The sequence below is a fragment of the Phaeodactylibacter xiamenensis genome (genome assembly GCF_000759025.1).
GTDB classification, from domain to species: Bacteria; Bacteroidota; Bacteroidia; order Chitinophagales; family Saprospiraceae; genus Phaeodactylibacter; species Phaeodactylibacter xiamenensis.
In genome coordinates this window covers 13,534-34,839 of record NZ_JPOS01000093.1, presented here as the reverse complement: position 1 = coordinate 34,839, position 21,306 = coordinate 13,534, and the positions used below count along the sequence as shown (strand labels likewise).

At 52.2% G+C, this 21,306-nt stretch carries 10 protein-coding genes; 9 read left to right on the top strand and 1 reads right to left on the bottom strand.

What is annotated here, in order from left to right; genetic code table 11:
* Positions 1-9: 9 nt before the first annotated feature.
* The 7 genes from IX84_RS28445 (at position 10) to IX84_RS28415 (ending at position 12,840) form a co-directional block, all read left to right on the top strand.
* Positions 10-1,665, top strand: a complete 1,656-nt coding sequence (locus IX84_RS28445) for a DUF1501 domain-containing protein (protein WP_052516489.1) — start codon at positions 10-12, stop codon at positions 1,663-1,665.
* A 150-nt stretch (positions 1,666-1,815) separates the two neighbouring features.
* Positions 1,816-2,211, top strand: coding sequence for a VOC family protein (locus IX84_RS28440; RefSeq protein WP_044229426.1), 396 nt, complete (start codon positions 1,816-1,818; stop codon positions 2,209-2,211).
* Positions 2,212-2,649: 438 nt separating this feature from the next.
* Positions 2,650-6,396, top strand: coding sequence for a T9SS type A sorting domain-containing protein (locus tag IX84_RS28435; RefSeq protein WP_081969002.1), 3,747 nt, complete (start codon positions 2,650-2,652; stop codon positions 6,394-6,396).
* Between the two features lie 525 nt (positions 6,397-6,921).
* Positions 6,922-8,271 (top strand): PKD domain-containing protein, encoded by a 1,350-nt coding sequence (locus IX84_RS28430; protein ID WP_044229416.1) that lies wholly within the window; start codon positions 6,922-6,924, stop codon positions 8,269-8,271.
* Positions 8,272-8,285: 14 nt separating this feature from the next.
* On the top strand, positions 8,286-10,049 hold the full coding sequence (locus IX84_RS28425) for a PKD domain-containing protein (protein ID WP_160213983.1): 1,764 nt from the start codon (positions 8,286-8,288) through the stop codon (positions 10,047-10,049).
* A gap of 317 nt (positions 10,050-10,366) precedes the next feature.
* Positions 10,367-11,830: a PKD domain-containing protein gene (locus tag IX84_RS28420; RefSeq protein WP_202965309.1), complete on the top strand. Its 1,464-nt coding sequence runs from the start codon at positions 10,367-10,369 to the stop codon at positions 11,828-11,830.
* A 176-nt stretch (positions 11,831-12,006) separates the two neighbouring features.
* Positions 12,007-12,840: an alpha/beta fold hydrolase gene (locus tag IX84_RS28415; protein WP_044229407.1), complete on the top strand. Its 834-nt coding sequence runs from the start codon at positions 12,007-12,009 to the stop codon at positions 12,838-12,840.
* Positions 12,841-12,911: 71 nt separating this feature from the next.
* On the opposite strand, the gene IX84_RS28410 is transcribed toward IX84_RS28415, so the two are convergent.
* Entirely contained in the window at positions 12,912-15,440 is a 2,529-nt protein-coding gene (locus IX84_RS28410) for an OmpA family protein (protein WP_152605284.1), read from the bottom strand.
* A 124-nt stretch (positions 15,441-15,564) separates the two neighbouring features.
* Here IX84_RS28410 and IX84_RS31950 point away from each other — a divergent pair, with 124 nt between their 5' ends.
* On the top strand, positions 15,565-20,556 hold the full coding sequence (locus IX84_RS31950) for an amino acid permease (RefSeq protein WP_063978309.1): 4,992 nt from the start codon (positions 15,565-15,567) through the stop codon (positions 20,554-20,556).
* Positions 20,553-21,245 carry a hypothetical protein gene (locus IX84_RS28400; protein ID WP_044229403.1) on the top strand — a complete coding sequence of 231 codons (693 nt, stop codon included), beginning with the start codon at positions 20,553-20,555 and terminating at the stop codon, positions 21,243-21,245. The genes IX84_RS31950 and IX84_RS28400 overlap by 4 nt, the downstream gene beginning before the upstream one ends.
* Positions 21,246-21,306: the final 61 nt, after the last annotated feature.

The following is a 21,306-nucleotide window of genomic DNA, read 5'->3' as shown; positions in this document are numbered from 1 at the left end:
CTCTGAATAATGGCAAAGCACGATCACCACGATACTTACCACCCCAAGGCTAAACGCTACCTGGAGCGCAAAAAAGGCACCCGTTTGCAGGATGGCGAAGCCCATGAAAATATGCATCAGGAATGGGGCCGGCGGGATTTCCTGAAAATGACCGGCCTGGCTGCCCTGGGCGGTGCCCTGACGCTGAGTGGTTACCCGGTGAGCGCCTTTGCACCCGGGCCTATACTGGCGGGCTTGTCGAATACGAACTGCGGCGACCGCGTGCTGGTACTGCTGCGCCTAAAAGGGGGCAATGATGGGCTGAATACGGTCATCCTTCGTGGCAATGACACTTATTACAATATCCGGCCCACCCTTGCCGTACCCGAAAATGGCCTTTGGGCGCTGTCCGACGATTACGGCATGCCGAACGAACTACTCGGGCTACAGCCCTTTTGGGAAGAGGGGCGCATGAAGGTGGTGCACAACGTCAGCTATCCTCAGCAAAATTATTCCCACTTCCGCTCCTCCGATATCTGGGCCTCCGCCTCCGATAGCAGTGAGGTGGTCAATACCGGTTGGATGGGGCGTTGGCTGGAACAGGACCTGCCTGCCTTTCTGAGCGCCCCTCCGGTTATCCCGCCTGCCCTGCAGATTGGGGTGCAGCCCAATATGATCTTCCGCAGCGATTCGGCTAATTATGCGCTGGCGATCAGCAATCCGGCGGAGTTTTATCAGATTGCACAAACGGGCACGCTTTACGAGTCGGGCAACCTTGGCAATCAGCCTTTCGAGCGCGAACTGCGGTACGTGCGGCAGGTAGCGAACAGCGCCTTTCGTTATTCGGAATCCATTCAGCGGGCGTACAACGATGGCAGCAATCAGGTCGCTTATCCTGACAACTACCTCGCCGAGCAGATGGCAATCGTTGCCAGGATGATCAAAGGCAGCCTGGGTACCAAGGTCTTTATGGTTACCATCGATGGTTTTGATACCCACAGCAATCAGGCGAATTTCCACCCCAACCTCCTGGATTGGGTGGGCAGCAGCGTGGAAGCTTTTTATGCCGACCTGGCGGCTTCCGGGCATAGCGAGAATGTCCTGACCATGAGTTTCTCCGAGTTTGGCCGTACCATTTATGAGAATGGCTCGGCCGGGACAGATCACGGTACCGGCGCGCCCATGCTGCTCTTTGGGGAGGGGCTGGGCAGCGATTTCCTGGGCGAAGCACCTGACCTGGACAATACCGATCAGTATGGTGATCCTTTCTTTTCGGTGGACTTTCGGTCGGTTTACGCCAGTGTCATGCAGAACTGGCTGTGCACGCCCCCGGAAGTCACAGAGCACCTCCTCGACAGCGAAGGGCTACAGCCACTTGATGGCCTGCTGCCCCCTGCTGACCCGCCAATCGGTGCCAACGAGGCAGGGATGCTACTGGGCCACGAGCCTTCCCCGGATGGTGGTCTGGCTTTTGATATTCATTATGCCGTGCGGCAGCCTGGCCCCGTGCGCATTGTACTGCTTTACGAAAACGGCACCACCGCCCGCACCCTTTGGAACCACTATCAGGAAGCGGGTAGTCATCGGCTGCGTTTTGCTCCCTCAGAGTTCTACCTCAGCCCCGGCCGGTATTACTATCGGCTGGAAGCCGGTGGGCGGGTATTTACAAGGCTTATCACCTGGTAAAGACCGAGATCATCGAGTTTGAATTTTATTTTTTGCTTTTACTCATCCAAGATTTTCTTGCTTTTAAAATTGAAAAAAAATTGGGAGTGTGAGAATTAAATTCAGATCGAAAACAATCGCAATCAAGCATCATTTAAAAACACCTAAGCCATGAAAGTCACCCTAATCAGCATCCTCGTCCGGGACCAGGAAAAAGCCCTGCAATTTTATACCGATAAATTAGGTTTCATCAAAAAGAAGGATGAGCCCTTAGGTGGCGGCAACAGGTGGCTGACGCTGGTCTCAAAAGATTGGCCTGACGGTCCGGAACTGCTGCTGGAGCCTGCGCCTAATCATTTTGAACCCTCAAAAGTCTATCAGGATGCCCTGAAGGATGCCGGGATGCCCTGGACACAATTCGACGTCGATGACGTGGAGGCCGAATATGAACGGCTGACGGGCCTCGATGTGGAGTTTAGCGTCAAGCCCACGGAAATGGGGCCGGTGAAATTTGCCATTTTGGACGATACCTGCGGCAACTACATTCAATTGGTACAGACGCTGTAGCAAAACGCGGGAGGTGCTTTCCGCCTGTTTTGGAATGGCGCAAAGTCCCTGTAGGGACTAAATATGGATAACCTCCAATGTGTTGCTGTTCCCCCGCGCTGTAGGTGCGGCATGTGCCCCTCCAAAAGATTGAAGCTAAGCCTGAGCTGCGCGGAAAAACATGCAGTAGTTTTTTAATGCTATCGGTATAGACTAGCTATGAGAGGTTAAAACATAAAGAGAATGAACCACCTGTTCATAGCTGATTAGGTCAAGTGTTTCGTTCCTGTGCGCTCGATTTATGTTAAATTATTGCAATTGCCCATAAAAACAATGTACCTTAGCATTGTCAACGCGTTAATATCTCAATAACGCTCCGCTTATCTAACTAAAACTTCATATTATGACGCTCTTACGCTCTTACGCTCTTACGCTCTTACGCTCTGTTTACTGTTAACTATGTCTCTAATTAACGTTGTGTTTGGTCAACTACTTGAGGAAGGGTTTGAGACCCACTCTTGTACGACTTCATTTTGTGATGGGGGTAACATAGTCGACGCAAGTTGTTTATCAAATTGGCAGCCATGGTTTGGTACACCCTCGATTCGCAGCAATTTTTCTACACCAGATGGTGTCAATTATTTATATCTAGCGTATAGTAATGGTTCATTTGGTACACCATTGATTGATGACGGCGAAGGGGTAATTGCTGAGATTGCCCAACAAGGGAATATTGGGGATCAGCTAAATTTGAGTTTTATTGGACGTAGGGAGATAGTGGCAAGTCATATCAGCCAATTCAATTTAAGGGTCTTTATTGCCAATGGAGTTCAGGGGAATTGGTCTCTTCCTGGTAACTGTATTGTTCCGATGCCATCAATCAACGGATTACAAATTCAGGAAATTGCAACTTTCTCAGTAATGGATTTTAGTTCAACTCAATGGTCTAATTTTAATATTATAGATAAATGTGCTGAGATTCCCTATGATCAAATCATTTTTGCGATTGATATTGGTGGACAAACTATTCGCCGCTCCATAGGCGCACTTTTAATTGATAATGTGTTGCTTACTCGTGAAGCTGCTATAGTTCCTGATCCCCCTTCCGTCGAAGTTATGAATTCGACTCCGAATTTATGTGACGAAGGCAACTCCATAAGCGTGACCTACGAGATATGCGCCGACCAAGATATCACAGTGGATATTGACGCAACTGCTAATATGTCCGTCACTGCACAACCCGCCTCACAGACTATCAATATTGCAGCGGGCACCTGCGAGGAAGTCACCATTGTTTATACCGAGGCTAGCGACCTGGCAGATGGCAGCATCATCGAGTTTACCCTTGACTTGGAAACGAGCCTACAGAATAGCCTCTGCGAAGTGCCACCAGTGGAGAGTGCTTTTACACACACTTACGAGAAAATATGTTTTTCTGAATATCCATGTTTAGAAGAGGGTAGTGGATTTACACTTGTCCCAGCCGGTAACTTTAGCACTCTAATCAATGACGGGTACCTATTGCCCCCGGCACAAGCAGCAGCTCAGCCTCAAAAGCTGCTGTTTGAAGGCGATGTATTCATGGATGAGTTTGATTACACCTTCGCATCAGGTTCTGAATTGTACTTTGCGCCTGGGGTGGAGCTTACTATTAATGAAGCCAGAACCTTACAAGTATATTTCTCAGAGGTAAAAGGGTGTGACAGGCTTTGGAAAGGTATCAAGCTGAATATACGTTCCTACTTACGGTTTCAGGGGAATATCATATCTGATGCACTTTACGCTGTTGAAGCTGTAGATGGAAGCCGCATCACGTTGATCAATAATGATTTTATAGACAATTATATCGGTCTGTACAAAGCAGATAGTGGTTCAAATGGTATTCTGCAATTCGTAGCACCAATGAACAGGAATGAGTTTAGAACTAGCACCTTTGGCTTATTGCCTGCTTACGATGGACAACCCATTAGTACAGCCAGCATAGGGCGTGCTGGCATCGTTTTGAATAATTGCCCGTCATTTCAGATTGGAAGGCCTGGAGGGATTTTCTTTCTTCCCAGAGGTAACGATTTCGAGAACCTCCAAAATGGTATCATCACGTTCAATTCCGGTATTTCAGTCGTTGCTCCCTTTATAAAGGGTATGATTGGAAACTTTGATGCTACACAAACTTCCTTCCCTGGCATCAACGGCGATTTTCAGCAACTGGCAGGTTTTGGCATTTTCTCAGATGGGGAGGAATCCTCCTCACTCAAGGTAGAAAAAGGCCTGATAGAAGATATGGTAAGAGGGATTCATGTCCAAAATACGGGGATTTGTATAGTGGATGTTACAGAGACAGAGTTTTTCAGCTTGCAAGACGGTATTATTATGACCAATCTGCATGGTATGCTCGATATCAATATTAAAGATAACAACCCAATACAATTCCGGCAGTACGGTGTCGGCTATTTCAACCAAAACGGCACGATAACAGATGTGCTGGATATAAAGGATAATACTATCACGCAGATCAATGGAGGGAATTATCCTTTGATGGCGGGTATAAGACTGAGTAACGAGTCCTCATTGAAACAGCCACAGATCATGTCCAACACGATACAAGCCATTGAGATAGGCTGCAATGGTATCCACCTTGACCGCAGCAGTCTTTGTTTTGTGGAGGAAAATGATATCGACCACGTTGGTACGCAAATCCTAATCACCCGAGGTGGCCCCTCTGGCATCTTCGTGGAAGAAGGCGAAAGCAATGTCATCTTTGCCAATACTATTGATTATGCTATTACTCCGGGACAAGCAAATAGCCGGGGCATAACGGCGATCAATCACCCTCAAGGAGTCTATTGCTGCAACAGCACCGACGGCCATACAGTCGGACTGCGCTTCAGAGGCAACAGCCCGGGCAGCATCCGGCAGAATGAGCTGAATACGCATGATATTGGGCTGCTTTGTGAATCCAATACAGCCATAGGGGTGCAAGAGCATCCAGGTAATCAGTGGCTGGGGACTTATAGTGATGCCTCGGCTCGGCATATGGGCAGCTCAATTTTCGTTTCAAATTCAGAATACGAAGTTCAAGGTGTACCAGGCACTATATTATATCCTCCTATTAGCAGCATTGATGTACCTAACGCAACTTTGGCGCAATGGTTTGTTCCTAGCGCAGGTCAGGCAGCTGACAGTTGCGCCGTAGATGAAGGGTGCAGCTTATACGTAGGAGAAGAAGAAAAAACACGCCTGGACTCGCTATTACTGATGGGCACGTTTGAAAGTGAGCCGGTCATGGATTGGCGGGGGAAGCGCAGCCTGTACCAAAAAATAAATGAAAACCCAAGTTTACTCACTGAACACCTTGAGCTAGATACCTTCTACAATGATCAGACCGGACAGACATTAGAAATTTTAGATAGCTTGGAGCGGGGGCACAACAGCATGTTTGCCCTCACCTTAGCCGAACAGGAAGCCTGGTCTGCCAATCAAGATAGTGTAACGATGTTGTACGCAGAGTTGGATGAGGTATACGAAGACTTGCAAAATGCGACTACAGCCATCGACTCCGCTGCATTATTCGAAGCGTTCCGTGACCTTGATTCCCTACTGGGTGTCACAATGGCTACCCGCCGGGCGTGGGCCCTACAGTGGCAGGAAGCGTCTGTGTTGAATGCAATGGACCTCACTGCCTACGGGCAAGGCGCTTCAGATACACTCCTTGCTGCTGATTTGGAATTACAGGTCTATCAATTACTGCTCTCCAATGTAGCCCAAGGGGATTGGGTATTGGACAGCTTACAGTTGGATACGCTAAAGGGCATCGCCAACCAATGCCCTGATATTGGTGGTCCCGGAGTGCTGCACGCCCGTGCGGTGCTGTCTGCCTACCAATCTACCAGCTACAATGACAGCCTGCTTTGCAGTGTAAAACAGCTGATCGCTCAGCCGGGCAATACTACGATCCGCTCTGAGCAGGTTGCTGATTTAAAGGTATTCCCTAATCCAGCCCTAGCGCAAGTGACTTTACAGTGGGCAGCTGATGCTAGACAGCTTCAAGTGTATAGTGCGGCTGGGCAGTTGATAACCCAATATCCACTTGAGGAAGCTACTCGTTATTTTGAACTAAGCTTAGAGGGCTATGGTAAGGGGTTATACTTTTTGGCTTTACAGTTAAAGGATGGCAGTTCCTCTACCATAAAATTGATTAAGCAGTAATAGTATTCCTCTGTTTAAAGGCACGGTTAGCTTGGTCTAGCCGTGCCTGATTTTTTAAAACAATACTGAATGACTACAGGAATAAAGGTTACACTTGGTAGGGTCTACATTAGTGTTTCACACTTAGGCTATATACTCCCTCTACTATTAGGCTTTTGGATAGTTGAGCCAGGATATAGCCAGCTGCATGACTATAACTGGATACTCGGCTATGATGGTGGAGTGAATATGCCTGTAGGCGATTCCTTTGGTTTGGTGAAATTAAGTTTCTTGGATGAGTCTCTAGAGTTAAGTGCCAATGAGCAGGGTGAGGGAGACTTTAGAAGCAATAACGTTAGTTTTAGTGACGGTTCTGCAAGTCTAAGGTTGTATTTCACAGGAGAGGGTGTTTATAACTCAGAATACGAATTAATGCCTAATGGAGCTAACTGGTATAGTGGACAGTTTGATGGGGGATGGAAAGCACCGCAAGCTAGTTTATGTTTACCACATCCTGGAAATGTTGGGTATTGCATATTGCTGAATATGGAAACAGAGTTATGGGCAATTGAAGAAGAATTGTCGATAACGGGTAAGTACTTATTCAGTTCAATGATTAAGCAAGACACAGCACTTGCAGATATATTCGTATCATTAAGGAAAGAGTTACTCCTCTCGGATACTCTTGATTACGGAAAGTTATCGGCCTGCCGCCACGCCAACGGAAGGGATTGGTGGGTCATCCTTCCCGCTTTCAACTCCAATCTTTATTACCGCTATTTACTCACGCCTTCTGGCATCGACTTAGTAGGGGTTCAGGAAATAGGGGAAGCCGTTCCTACGGGGCTTGGGCAAGCCCTGTTTTCCCCAGATGGCACTAAACATATTCGATTCAACGGTATCAGCGAGCAAGCCGGAGAGTTCACCACAATCTACGATTTTGACCGCTGTACAGGTCTGCTCAGCAATTTCCTGCAGTTCAACTATCCGATCGGAGGTAGTGGAGGTGGGGCGTTTATTTCAAAAAACGCCCGCTATTTGTATACTTCTTCCACCACCACGCTCTATCAATACGACCTCTGGGCGGAAGACATCGAAGCCACCCGGACTTTGGTAGCCGACTACGATGGGCACTTAGATCCTCTGCCCACCACATTTTTCCAGGGCCAGCTAGCCCCCGACGGCAAAATCTATATCGCTTCCAACAACGGCGTGACCAGCCTGCACGTCATCCACAACCCAGATGCCGACTGCCCGGACTGCCGCATCGAGCAGCACGGCATCGAGCTGCCCACCTTCAATGCCTTCTCCATCCCAAACCAGCCCAATTACCGCCTGGGCCCCATAGACGGCAGCCCCTGCGACACGCTCGGCATCGACAATATTCCGCTGGCCCGCTGGCGCTACGAGCAGGATACGCTGGAGCCCTTCTTGGTGCAGTTCTACGACCTGAGCGACTACGAGCCGGCTGAGTGGCTGTGGGACTTCGGCGACGGCAGTACGAGCACAGATACCCTGCCCCAGCATACCTTCCCCGGCTACGGCACTTATGAGGTCTGCCTCACGGTGAGCAACGCCAATGGCAGCGGCACACAGTGCAAGGAGCTGGAATTCACCATGCCCAACAGCACGGCAGAGGAAAAACAGGAAGTAGTCGCTGCCACCGCTTTCCCCAATCCTTTCCGGGAGCGCTTCAGCCTTTCCCTGCGCCCCGGCTGGCTGCCAGTGGATGCCTGGCTGGAGGTGTACGATGCGGTAGGGCGGCAGGTGCATCGTCAGCCGCTGCGGGCGGGGGTGAATAGTGTGGAGTTATCCGGGCAGCCGGGCGGCGTGTATGTATGGCGGGTGGTGCAAAAGGGGCAGGTGCTTGGCGTAGGGAAAATTGTTAAATGGTGATAAATCCAAGGACCATGAGAACAAGTAAAGTTTGCTTTTTGATACTAGCCTGTAATCTTCTCTTCAATGCTCCTATACTTTCTCAAAAGCACGATTACACTTGGGTTTTGGGCTACGCTGGTGGAGATCTGTCCCCGGATGAAGACACTTTTGGGCTTTCCATTTTGCACTTTGCGGAGGAAAGTCTTCAAATCAGTGACAATCAGGAAGGAGAAGCCCTCTTTAGAGGGACGAATGTAAGTTTTAGCGATAGTGATGCTAGTTTTTTTTGCTCGTTCGACGGAACAGATTTGTACAACGCTGATCATGAGGTTATGGAAGGGGGAGGAGATTGGTTTGATGGTGACTTTTCAGCTGGCTGGTCCTATCCTCAATCTGGCTTGATACTGCCATTTCCAGAAGATCCTTCGCGGGCTGCATTAATCAACACACAGACCAATAGATATGAGATTGGCGGGCAAATGATTGGTGTAGGTGAAAATATATATTTTTCTGAAATTGATCAGTCAGCTGCTGAAGGCTTAGGAGCTGTAGTGGTACGCAAAGAACTGCTTTTGAGCGACACCGTAGATATTGGTAAGCTTAGTGCCTGCCGCCACGCCAATGGGAGAGATTGGTGGATAATTATGCCGGAATTTGATAGCAACCGTTTTTACCGTTATTTGCTTACGCCTTCTGGCATTAGCTTGGAAGGCATACAAGAAATTGGGGCTTTAGTACCCTCTGGAGTTGGGCAAGCTTTATTTTCCCCGGATGGCACCAAGCATTTGCGTTATAATGGTATCAGCAGTACAGTAGGCGATTATGTAACGATTTACGATTTTGACCGGTGCACGGGTCTTCTTAGTAATTTCCGGCAACGCAACCACGAAAAAGAAGGCTCAGGCGGCGGTGCAGTAATATCTAAAAATTCTCGATATCTTTATGTCATGGCTTCCGTTGATTTGTACCAATATGACCTTTGGGCCGAAGACATCGAAGCCACTCGCACTTTAGTAGCAGAATACGATGGACACCTGGACCCTTTCCCTACCACATTCTTTTTAGGTCAACTAGCCCCCGACGGCAAAATCTATATCTGCTCTACCAACGGCGTCACCAGCCTGCACGTCATCCACAACCCGGACGCCGGCTGCCCCGACTGCCGGATCGAGCAGCACGGTATAGAGTTGCCTACCTTCAATTCCTTTTCCATCCCCAACCAGCCCAATTACCGCCTGGGCCCCATAGACGGCAGCCCCTGCGACACGCTCGGCATCGACAATATTCCGCTGGCCCGCTGGCGCTACGAGCAGGATACGCTGGAGCCCTTCCTGGTGCAGTTCTACGACCTGAGCGACTACGAACCCACTGAGTGGCTGTGGGACTTTGACGATGGCAGCACGAGCACGGATACCCTGCCGCAGCACAGCTTCCCCGGTTACGGCACCTACGAAGTCTGCCTGACTGTGAGCAACGCCAACGGCAGCGGCACACAGTGCAAAGAGCTGGAGTTCACCATGCCCAACAGCACGGCAGAGGAAAAACAGGAAGTAGTCGCTGCCACCGCTTTCCCCAATCCTTTCCGGGAGCGCTTCAGCCTTTCCCTGCGCCCCGGCTGGCTGCCAGTGGATGCCTGGCTGGAGGTGTACGATGCGGTAGGGCGGCAGGTGCATCGTCAGCCGCTGCGGGCGGGGGTGAATAGTGTGGAGTTATCCGGGCAGCCGGGCGGCGTGTATGTATGGCGGGTGGTGCAAAAGGGGCAGGTGCTTGGCGTAGGGAAAATTGTTAAATGGTGATAAATCCAAGGACCATGAGAACAAGTAAAGTTTGCTTTTTGATACTAGCCTGTAATCTTCTCTTAAATCTCCCTGCACTTTCTCAAAAGCACGATTACACTTGGGTTTTAGGCTATGGAGGCGGACCGGGAACTCCTGTTAATGACTCTTTCGGACTGTCTATACTTTCTTTCAAGAATGAAACACTGCATATTGCGTCAAATGAGGGAAAAGGTAGTATGTTTTTTGATGCGAATAATGTTAGTTATAGTGACAAGGGGGGGAGCTTCATCTGTTCTTTTAACGGGAAAGGGGTATATAATAAAGAACATGTATCAATGTTCAATGGAGACGAATGGTTCGATGGAGATTTTTCAGCTGGCTGGTTCTATCCTCAATCTGGCTTGATGCTGCCATTTCCAGAAGATTCCTCCCGAGCTGCATTAATCAACACACAGACCAATAGATATGAGATTGGCGGGCAAATGATTGGGGTAGGTGAGAATATATACTTTTCTGAAATTGATCAGTCGGGTGCCGAAGGCTTAGGGGCTGTAGTGGTACGCAAAGAACTGCTTTTGAGCGACACCCTAGATATTGGTAAGCTTAGTGCCTGCCGCCACGCCAATGGAAGAGATTGGTGGATAATTATGCCGGAATTTGATAGTAACCGTTTTTACCGTTATTTGCTTACGCCTTCTGGCATTAGACTGGAAGGCATACAAGAAATTGGGGATGTGGTACCCTCTGGAGTTGGGCAAGCTTTTTTTTCTCCGGATGGAACTAAACACATTCGGTTCAACGGTATTAGTCTGGAGGATGGGGAATATACTACAATATATGATTTTAACCGCTGTACTGGCTTGCTCAGTGATTTCCGGCAATTTAATTATCCTGCCTACGGGGTAGGCCCGGGTGCTGTTATTTCTAAAAATTCCCGCTACCTATATACAATGTCTTCTATTAATCTCTATCAATATGATCTCTGGGCCGAAGACATCGAAGCCACCCGCACCTTGGTAGCGGAGTACGACGGCCATCTGGATTTTCTGCCCACCACTTTCTTCCAAGGCCAGCTCGCCCCCGACGGCAAAATCTATATCGCTTCCAACAACGGCGTTACCAGCCTGCACGTCATCCACAACCCGGACGCCGAATGCCCCGACTGCCGCATTGAGCAGCACGGCATAGAGCTGCCTACTTTCAACGCCTTCTCCATCCCCAACCAGCCCAATTACCGCCTTGGCCCTATAGACGGCAGCCCCTGCGACACGCTCGGCATCGACAATATTCCGCTGGCCCGCTGGCGCTACGAGCAGGATACGCTGGAGCCTTTTCAAGTACAGTTCTATGACCTGAGCGACTACGAGCCGGCTGAGTGGCTGTGGGACTTCGGCGACGGCAGTACGAGCACAGATACCCTGCCCCAGCATACCTTCCCCGGCTACGGCACTTATGAGGTCTGCCTCACGGTGAGCAACGCCAATGGCAGCGGCACACAGTGCAAAGAGCTGGAGTTCACCATGCCCAACAGCACGGCAGAGGAAAAACAGGAAGTAGTCGCTGCCACCGCTTTCCCCAATCCTTTCCGGGAGCGCTTCAGCCTTTCCCTACGCCCCGGCTGGCTACCGGTGGATGCCTGGCTGGAAGTGTATGATGCGGTGGGGCGGCAGGTGCACCGTCAGCCGCTGCGGGCTGGGGTGAATAGCGTGGAGCTGGCCGGGCAGGCAGGTGGCGTTTATGTTTGGCGGGTGGTGCAGAGCGGGCAGGTGCTGGGTGTGGGGAAAATCGTTAAATGGTGATGTGCTAAACAGGATTACAGGTGGTGCGTTTTCCATACCCCAGAGCAAAATACAAAGTAATCAGTGCCTTGGATGAGTAGATAACCAACCTTTTCGTGGTGCATACCAGTAAGGAAGAGTTAGCTGTTCAACCAATTTCCCAGCCTCGGGGTTATATCCTACAAAAATCTTACACATTGCCATCCACACCCTCCTTCCAGCGGCTGCTAAGCCTAATCGACCCGCCGGCGCAGCACCACTTCATCACAGCCAACGGTATCCGTACTTCCTATCTGGAAGCCGGGGATGGGCCGGTGCTCATTTTACTGCACGGTGCTGGGGGCGGGGCCACAAGTTGGTACAAAGTCATTGGCCCGCTGTCGCGCCACTTCCGGGTCATCGCTTTTGACAAGCCGGGCTACGGAGAGTCGGACAAGCCCTGGGCGGACTACAGCAAGTCGTTTTATACCGATTGGCTGAAAGCGGCTTTGGATATACTGAGTGTCAGCCGCTGCTACCTGGCAGGCAGCTCACAGGGGGGCTCGGTGAGCATCGCCTTTGCCCTGCGCTTTCCCGAATACATCAGTAAAATGATCCTTGTAGATACAGCAGGGATGAGCGATGAATGGGACCGCCGCATTATTCCCCGGATGATCCTGTACCGGCTGTTCCCAACCCCGTTTTGGGGGCGTATGCTGGGTAGTAATGTGATGAAAGATCCGTTCGTGGCGGATCCGGCCTGGCACCAATATTCTATGGAGGTCATCCGAAAGCCTGGTGGGCGCTATCCCTTTTTCCTGGGCCGGGGCAAAGCGGTACAAACGTATTCAGATGAGGAGCTGAAAGCCGTACCAGTCCCCACCTTGATCATCTGGGGCGAGGACGAAGCGTTCTTTCCCGTTGCCCACGGAGAGCGGGCCGCGGTGCTGATTCCTGATAGTCAGTTGGTGGTCTTGCCGGGGGCGGGGCATTTGCCCTGGATGGAAAAGCCATCGGAGTTTGTTGAGGCGGTAAAGTCGTTTTTAGATTAAGCATTAAGCGGGTGTTTATTTCATCAGTCGCTCCGCTCGTGTGCCACAACCGCCTAATTTAAAAGTGAAACTTACTCCCGAAACCGAATCTCCACCCGCCGGTTCTGCGCCCGGCCCTCAGCCGAGGCATTGTCCTGAAGAGGCTGCTCTAGGCCATAACCGGTAGCTTCTACCTGAGCAGGGGTACAGCCTTGTTGTAGCAGGTAAGCTCTAGCAGCATCAGCCCGCCGTTGCGAGAGGGCTTTATTGTATTCCGCTCCGCCCTGATTATCCGTATGGCCGGCGATTTCTACTTTAAGATCGTAATCCTGCACGAGTTGGGCAAGCCGGTTGAGTTCGGGGTGGGAAGCGGGGTCAATCGTATGGCTGTCGGTCTCGAAAAAGAGGTTCCTGAGCGGCAGGGACAGCCCGGCTTCCCGGGCTTCGGAAATACTAGGCACGGTGATATTTTCCTTTCTCTCCAGCGTGCCTGTCGCCTCCCGCAGATCAATATGGTTGCCGATAGGGTAGAGCCCTTCGCCGGTAACGGTGTAGCTGTAACGCTTCCCCACCGGCAGCGTGATACAGTACTGTCCGGTCTGCGGGTCAGGGTGTACCCTGGCGACTTCCTCCCCGGATTCGAGGTCATTGACGATGAGCAGGGCCTCCGCTGGTGCGCCGGACTGCCGGGTGAGGGTGCCGGTAACGGTGGAGACCGGTATAGGGCGATGTGCCTCTGGTACGCCAATTTCATACAGCTCTTCTTTCCAGCCGGGTTCAAAGCCGGAGAAATAGGCGGTGCGCCCATCCGTGCTGATGCGATAGCCCCAGTCATAGCCGGGGCCATTGATGTCTTTGCCCAGATTGACGGGTGGGCTCCATTCGGTCCAGCCATCACCAATCCGGCGGGTGACGAAGACATCGAGCTCCCCAAAACCACCATGCCCATCGGAGCTAAAGTATAGGGTGCGCTGATCGGGATGGAGGAAAGGGCTGCGGTCTTCAAACGGGGTATTGAGGGTGGTGCCCAGATTGATGGGCGGCCCCCATTGCCCGTCGGCTTGCCGGTAGGCGACAAATAAGTCGATGTTGTCCTCATTGCGCGCGCCAATGCAATCGATGGAGCGGGCAGCGAAAATCACCGCTTCCCCATCAGCAGTAATGGCAGACATGCCCTGCCAGTCCGGGCGGCGGTCTTCCGGAAAGAAGGGCACCGAGGGCGACCACCCGTCAACGGTACGCTCGGTATACTCCACCACGCCACCATCGTACATCAGGAGGGTGTTGCCATCGGGGGAGATGTTGAGGGGCGCTTCGTGGCTGCTTTGGGTATTGAGGGCGGTGATGGGCTGCGGGTAATTCCAACCTATCGGATTGCGATCGGCAAAGTAGATGTCTTCGTCCCCATCGCGGTTGCGGCAAAAGTACATCCGCTGTCCATCGGCGCTGAGCACGGGGGCGTATTCCCCATCAATGGAGTTGAGGGTATCGCCCAGGCTGCGGGGCGCAATGCCTTCGGAGGGCGCGCGGAGGATTTGCTGCAACTGCTGAATGCGTTCGTCTTTTTCCCCAAAGTAGCCTGCAAACTGTTCGACTTTGGCCAGGGCGCGTTCCCAGTTTTGAGCTTCCACATCCCGGGCAATGTATTGCTGCAGGGCGAAGTAGGCTTTTTGGGTGGGTGCGCCAAGCTCAATGTACCGCTCAAAAGCATCCTTCCGGTCGTCCGTGAAGCCGAGGTCAAGATCGGGGGCAAGCTGAGCCACTGTAACGGCACGTTTCAGGTTAAAGCTATCGGAATAGAACGGATAGCGGTTCTGGAACCCAATCAGGTCGCCCCAGTCGCCGGTGAAGTAGTGGTACAGGTAGATGACCCGTACGGTCTTGGGCAGGTCGCGGTGGTCGGCTTCGCGGAGGATGTTTTCGGTTTTTGTAATCAGCGGGAACTCCGAAAGTGCCCGGCTGATGGGGGCATCGAGCAGGGGAGCGGCATCGGGGAAATCGCGGAGCAACCGGAAGAGGTCATTGAGGTTGGTGCTGTCCTTAGTGGTGAAGAAGGCCTCAAATACGGCGCGTTCCAGCTGAGGTTGCAGGGACGGCAGGTATTCTTTGAGCTGGGGGGCGAAGGTTTCTGCAAATGCCTTCAGGCTATCGTACTGACTCTCACTCTGCAGTTCCCTGAAGCGGAGTTCCAGAAAGTGTTTCGTACCCTCCGTGCGCAGTTCGTGAGACAGCCGCCCGTAGTTGTCCAGGTAGTAGGCGACACCTGAGCTGCTTCCCTTGGCCTGATAGTACTTGAGCCCTTCTTCCCGTATATCCTGCTTCAACTGATTGACCTGCTGCTCATCGTACCCCAGTTGCCCGGCTTTGCGCAGTTCCCGGTTGCTAAGCTTGCGGTACTGCCGTTGCCCTTCCCGCAGGTAATGATAGGCAGAGTCGGGCTGATAGCAGGGGCAGTCCGGGCTAAGGTGCTGACGGGCGAGCTGAATGTACGCCCAGGCCCGTTCTTCCGGCGCGGTATCCGATGCAGACAGCTGTTGCTGAAGGTCTTCGGTTTCGGGCAGGCCAGATTGGGCAAAGGCCAGAATGGGCAATATCAAAAGGATCAGGGCAGTCAGTCGCATGTAAGGCAAGTCTTGCTGATAGAATCGTTCTCTTTATAAACGCTTTTCCGCCCTTTTTACTTTCTCCGTGGCCGAAATATTACGGATTTTCCCGGAAGGCTCAGATTTCTTACCTTCGGCAACAATGAGCAGACAAAAGAAATTCCGGGCTTTTGATGGGGTGTTTACGCCTTCCATTTTGACTATCCTTGGTGTGATCATGTACATGCGGATGGGCTGGGTGGTTGGTAATGCCGGGCTCTGGGGCTCGATTATCATCGTGGTCATTGCGCACGTGATTTCCTTCAGTACAGGCCTGAGCATCTCTTCCATTGCTACGGATAAGAAAGTAGGCGCCGGCGGGGTGTACTACGTTTTGTCGCGCAGCTTGGGGCTGCCCATTGGTGGGGCGATTGGGCTTACGCTGTTTGTGGGTACGGCTTTGAGCATTGCGCTATACCTGGTGGGCTTTGCCGAGAGCTTCAATGCTTTCCTGGGGCTGAGTACAGATATTAACGGTATGCGGAGCACCGGAAGTTTATTCCTGTTCCTCCTGATGGTGCTGGCTTTCATTAGCACCTCTGTCGCTATCAAAACGCAGTTTTTTATCCTGGCGGCTATTGTCGCTTCCCTGGTGGTGATTTTTATGGGCGGCAGCCCGGCTGAAGCCGCTATTCCGGAAACGCTGGTCAGCGAAACAGTGCCTATGGAAACGGTTTTCGCCATCTTTTTCCCGGCGGTGACCGGCTTCACGGCAGGTATTGCAATGTCGGGAGATTTGGCTGACCCCAAGCGGGATATTCCCGTCGGTACAATTGCTGCTATCGTCGTGGGCTTTGTGGTGTACATTGCGCTGGCCATCTTTCTTTACAGCAACGTAGACCTGGAAATCCTCCGGTCGGATTACAATATCTTGCGCAAAATATCGATTTGGGCCCCGGCGGTGATTGCCGGCATCTGGGGTGCAACGCTGTCTTCTGCTATTGGTGGCATTTTGGGTGCTCCCCGCATTCTGCAGGCCATGTCGCTCGACCGGATTACGCCCCGCATCTTTGCCAAAGGTTCAGGGACGGCTAATGAGCCCCGCAATGGGCTTATCCTCACCATCCTGATTGCAGAGGGTGGCATTCTGATCGGGGAATTGGACCTCATTGCCCGGATTGTCTCTATGTTTTACCTGGCGGCCTATGGCTTTATCAATATTGCCTTCTTCCTGGAAAGCTGGGCCAGTTCTGACTTTAAGCCATCCTTTCGCGTAAGCAAATGGATTGGGCTGGTGGGCTTCATGGCGACCTTCGCGGTCATGTTTAAGCTGGACATGCTGGCTATGGTGGCGGCGCTGGTGGTGATTGGGGGTGTCTTTCTCTGGCTGCAGCGCAAACAGGTAAGCCTGGGTACTGGCGATGTCTGGCAGAGTGTCTGGTCTACGGTCGTCAAATCCGGGCTCAAGCGCATGGAAGTTACAGAAGACCACAAACGGAACTGGAAGCCCAATATCATGCTCTTTAGCGGCAGCTCTGAGCAGCGCCCCCATTTGATCGAGTTTGGGAAGACGCTGGCCGGTCAGGTGGGGATGGTGACCAACTTCGACCTGGTGGAGAACCGGCAGTCCAAGGTGCTCTTCCCCAAGCACAAACAGAAAGTCAATGATGACCTCCTGCAAAAGTACGGCGTATTTGGGCGGCGCATTGAGGTCAGTAATGTATACAAAGGCATTGAGACGATAGCTACTACTTTTGGCTTTTCCGGGCTGGAGCCCAATACCGTACTTATGGGCTGGGCCAAAAACACACAGGACCCCATCTGGTTTGCCCAAATGACCGAACGGCTGATCGACCTGGATTACAACGTACTTTATCTGGACTACGATAAGCGCTGGGGCTTCCGAAAACGGGAGCAGATCGATATGTGGTGGCGGGGCATCAGCAATAATGCCGAGCTGATGCTGCACCTGGCCCGCTTCATCGGTGCCTCCAATGAATGGCGCAATGCCCGCGTCCGGGTGCTGCTGGTCAACGATTTTAATGTAGACCGGCGGATGATCGAGAAGCGCATTCAGGCGCTGCTGGATGAGTTTCGCGTGGAAGCCGAGATTAAGGTCATCAATAATGCCCTGGACCGGACGCCCTTCTACGACCTTATGAAAACGATGTCGGCAGAGGCGGATTTGATCTTCATTGGCATTCCCAACATTCAAACCGGGACGGAAGCCACTTTCGTAAAGCAGACCAACGAACTGGTCGGGCTTATTGGCACTACGTTGCTGGTCAAAGCATCGTCTACTTTTGAAACGACCGAGCTGGGCCTCAAGGATTTAGAACAGAAACAAATTTTTGAACCCGGAAAGAGCCAGGCACTCGATGACCTGCAAATGCCCGAAGAAAGTCAGCTGGCGGAGGTGGTGCAGGCCCTGGATTCAGGCTTGGAAAAGGCTATGGATCAGCTATCAGCCCGGGCACTTGCGGTGGTACAGCAGCACTATCAGCAATGGGTGGTGGATCATGAATCCGCTTTTAAGGCAATACTGGATTCGGCAGCGGAACACCAAGCCCTTTCCATACCTATGCTGGTCAGCCATTTGGAGGACCTTCGCGGTCGTTCCGCTGCTTTCCGGCAGCAGGAACTGGACAGCCTGTCGCAGTTGCTTGCAGAAGCACTGGAGCAGTATCTCACCTCCTGTGAGCAGGTAGTAGAAGCCCTGCCTCAGCGCGTGGAACTGGAAAATGGCGCCGGGCGTACAAAAAAAGTCAGGCTTAAGCGGCCTGTCTTAAAATGGGCCTGCCGCCGAAACCAAATGGTCCTGCAGGAAGTCTTGCTGGATTTTGGACAACTGAATGCCCGCCTGATGCTGGCTATCCGGCAGTTGGTCCGCAAACTTCACCAACAGCTGGAGCCAAAAAGTAACCGCCCATTGCAGGTATTGCTGGAAGAAGCTGCTACTCAGCTGGAGGAAGGCTTTGAACAACTCCGGCAGCAGGTCGAAGGGATGGTGGAGAAACCGCTGATCAGGCTCCGGAACGAAGACCGTGTGCTTTGCAATGCCCTTAGCCGTCAGGAGCAGCCTGCCAACCTCAGCAAATGGCTAAAACAGGAAAAACAAAAGTGGGGCAGGAAAGCCGTCAAAGCAGCTGCACAGGACATTCAAGCCTTCAGCGCTTCCTGGAAAAACAATCAGCAGTTGTTCCACCGCAATTTTGAAGTCAATCAGCAACTGACCCATACCTCGCTTTTGCTCCGGTCTGGCAAAACCGATGCCCTGAATGCTCTGAGCGAAGTGTACGTAGGCGGGCTGACTACACAAATGGAAAGCCTTGGTCGTGCCTGCCATACTCTAAAAACCCAACTGGAAAATGGGGCTACCGAGTCGCTGACGATGGCCCCCTTTCAGCGCGATGAAGAGGATTTGGACAATACGGAATCCGTACTTTGGCACTTTATGGAGCAAACCGGGCGCATCACTTCGCCGCTTCCCGTTGAAGTCGAGCTTATGGATCAGGCCACACGCCGTGACTTCAGAGCATTGCAGACCAAAGGGCAGCCCCCACTGAAGTTATCCCTGCTGGAAATTGCCGACTACCTGGTCGACACGCAGTTTTCCCAAACGCTGGAGAACGAGCTCATCCGCCTGCGGCAGCAGTTGAACCCACTGAGCGGGCAGATTTTCAATATCGGGAGTTTACTCCACTACGGTGTGGATGCGGCTGAAGATGCGGAAAGTTATGAGGCCCTTTCCAGTATTCTGGATAAATCTGAGGAGCAACTCGCAGAGCTCGAACAGGAGGTGTCAGATGTATTCACCGCATTTCAGGCAGAATTGGAGGAACAATTTGAAGCCACGGAATCGGCACTAACTATTGATCATATCATAGCACAGGCAGAAGCCCTGTCTCAGTACGTGCGCAAGGAAAGCCGCCGCCGAGGTATTGTTGCCTGGCGCCGCAAGTTGGAGGAAAGCGTAATGATGCAGTGGGACCGGCTGCGGGACTACGCCGCTCAAAAGCAGGAAGATGTGGCACAGGCTGCTGTAGAGCGACGGGAGCAGGCGCTGCGCAGTGACCGGGACCGGCTTCGGGTGTTTGCCAAAGCCGTTGGGCCGGTTCAGTCTGTCCGGGAAGGCTATCCTTATTATTACCGGCAGCTGTTTTCAGGCAAGCACCTCAATTTACGGACCCGTTCAGAAAGCCGGGATGCGGAGTTGTTGCAGGTGCAGGAAGCCCTGGAAGACCGGAAGCAAGGGCCCGGCGGCGGTATTCTGATTACCGGGGAAGCCCTGAGTGGCAAGAGCTACTTTTTGGAGTACGCTACGCGGCAGATTTTTGGGGGCAGTTACCTGAAAGTCATTCCTCCTCAGGGCGGTGCCACCTCGCCGAGAGCCTTACAAAAAGCCTTTGAGCAGGCTACCGGGAAAAGAGGGGTGCTTTCGGCTTTATTGGCAGAAAGCCCGGACAGCACCGTATTTCTACTCGAAGATATTGAGCTGTGGTGGCAGCGCGGGGCAGATCAGGGTCAGGCCTTCGGGCAACTGCTGGAGGCCGTGCAGGCTTTTGGAAAGCGCCATGTTTTCCTGCTGAGTTGTAATTTGAATACCCTGAAGGTGCTTCGGGCACAGAGCCCGGTGGATGAAGCCATGATTGCCACGGTCATCCTCCGGCCATTATCCCTTCAGCATTTGCGCGCTGCAGTTTGGGCCCGTCATAAGACCGGCGGAGTACCCTTGTATATTGGTGGGCAATCCGAGGAGTTGGTGCGGATGAAGGCGTGGGACCAGTTGTTTGGCCGGCTGCACCGCCAAAGTGATGGGAATATCGGGATAGCGCTGCGCCTTTGGCTGGCCCATCTCAGAACTAATGGACAGGGCCGGAACAGGCTGGAAACCAAGATCCACCGCCCGGATTTTCCGGTTCTGGACGATGCGAAGTGGTACTTTATTCTGCTGCAGTTGTACTTGCACCGGGCGCTGACCCACCGGCGTTTTACCCGTTTGTTCGCTTCAGAAGGAGCCGACTGGGCAGGGGGGCGGATCAAAGAGTTACAGCGCAGTCAGCTTTTGGTCCCCCACGAGCGTGAGGTGCTGGAGTTAAAGCCGGAAGTCCGCTATTACCTGGGGCAGTTGTTCACCGAAAAAGGCATGCTATGATCCAATTGTCCACTTTGCCATTAGGGTTAGTGCTTATGCTTGGCCTGTTAGCCTTGCTGCTCCATGCATTGCTGTACGCACTTAAAAAGTATGGGCTGCCTCTTGTGAAGAGCCGGCGGCAGCGGCAGCGCCTGGAGGGCTTGTTATTGAGAGCGGGCGTGGCCTTATGGCTGAGTTGGGCCGTTTTTGCATTTTACCGCCTGTTGATGGCCTCCCCGGTTTTTGCACTGGCAACGATCATTTTGCTGATCGTGCTGGGCTGGCCCTGGTGGAAGGATTTCTACCCCGGGCTTTTGCTGCGGCTGGAAGGGGACCTGCGCCCTGGTGATTATCTGAATCATGAAGGCCGGGCCTACAAAATTTTGCAGCTGCGTGGGAGAAGTGTGCAACTGGCCGGAGAAGATGGTGGTTTGCTGGTGTTGCCTTATCATTTGATTCAGAAACCTGCAATTTACCGGTCAGTGGAAAAAACAGCACTCTCCCCGTTTTCCTTTGAGGTAACGTTGGAAGGCCCCAATGCCCAGCAGCGCCTGGAGCAATGGCTGACCGCCTCACCCTGGACGGCACCGGCTTATCCGGCTAGCGTTGTACAGCTTGGGCCTGATACCTATCGCATCACTGCCTACGTTCCGGATGCTGATATTCAGGAGCGGCAGGAGGCTTATATCCGGCAGCAAATCGAAGGGTAACGATTTTTTCGTTACAAAAACGGTATTTTAGTTGGTATAACGAAAATTTCGTTGTATACTT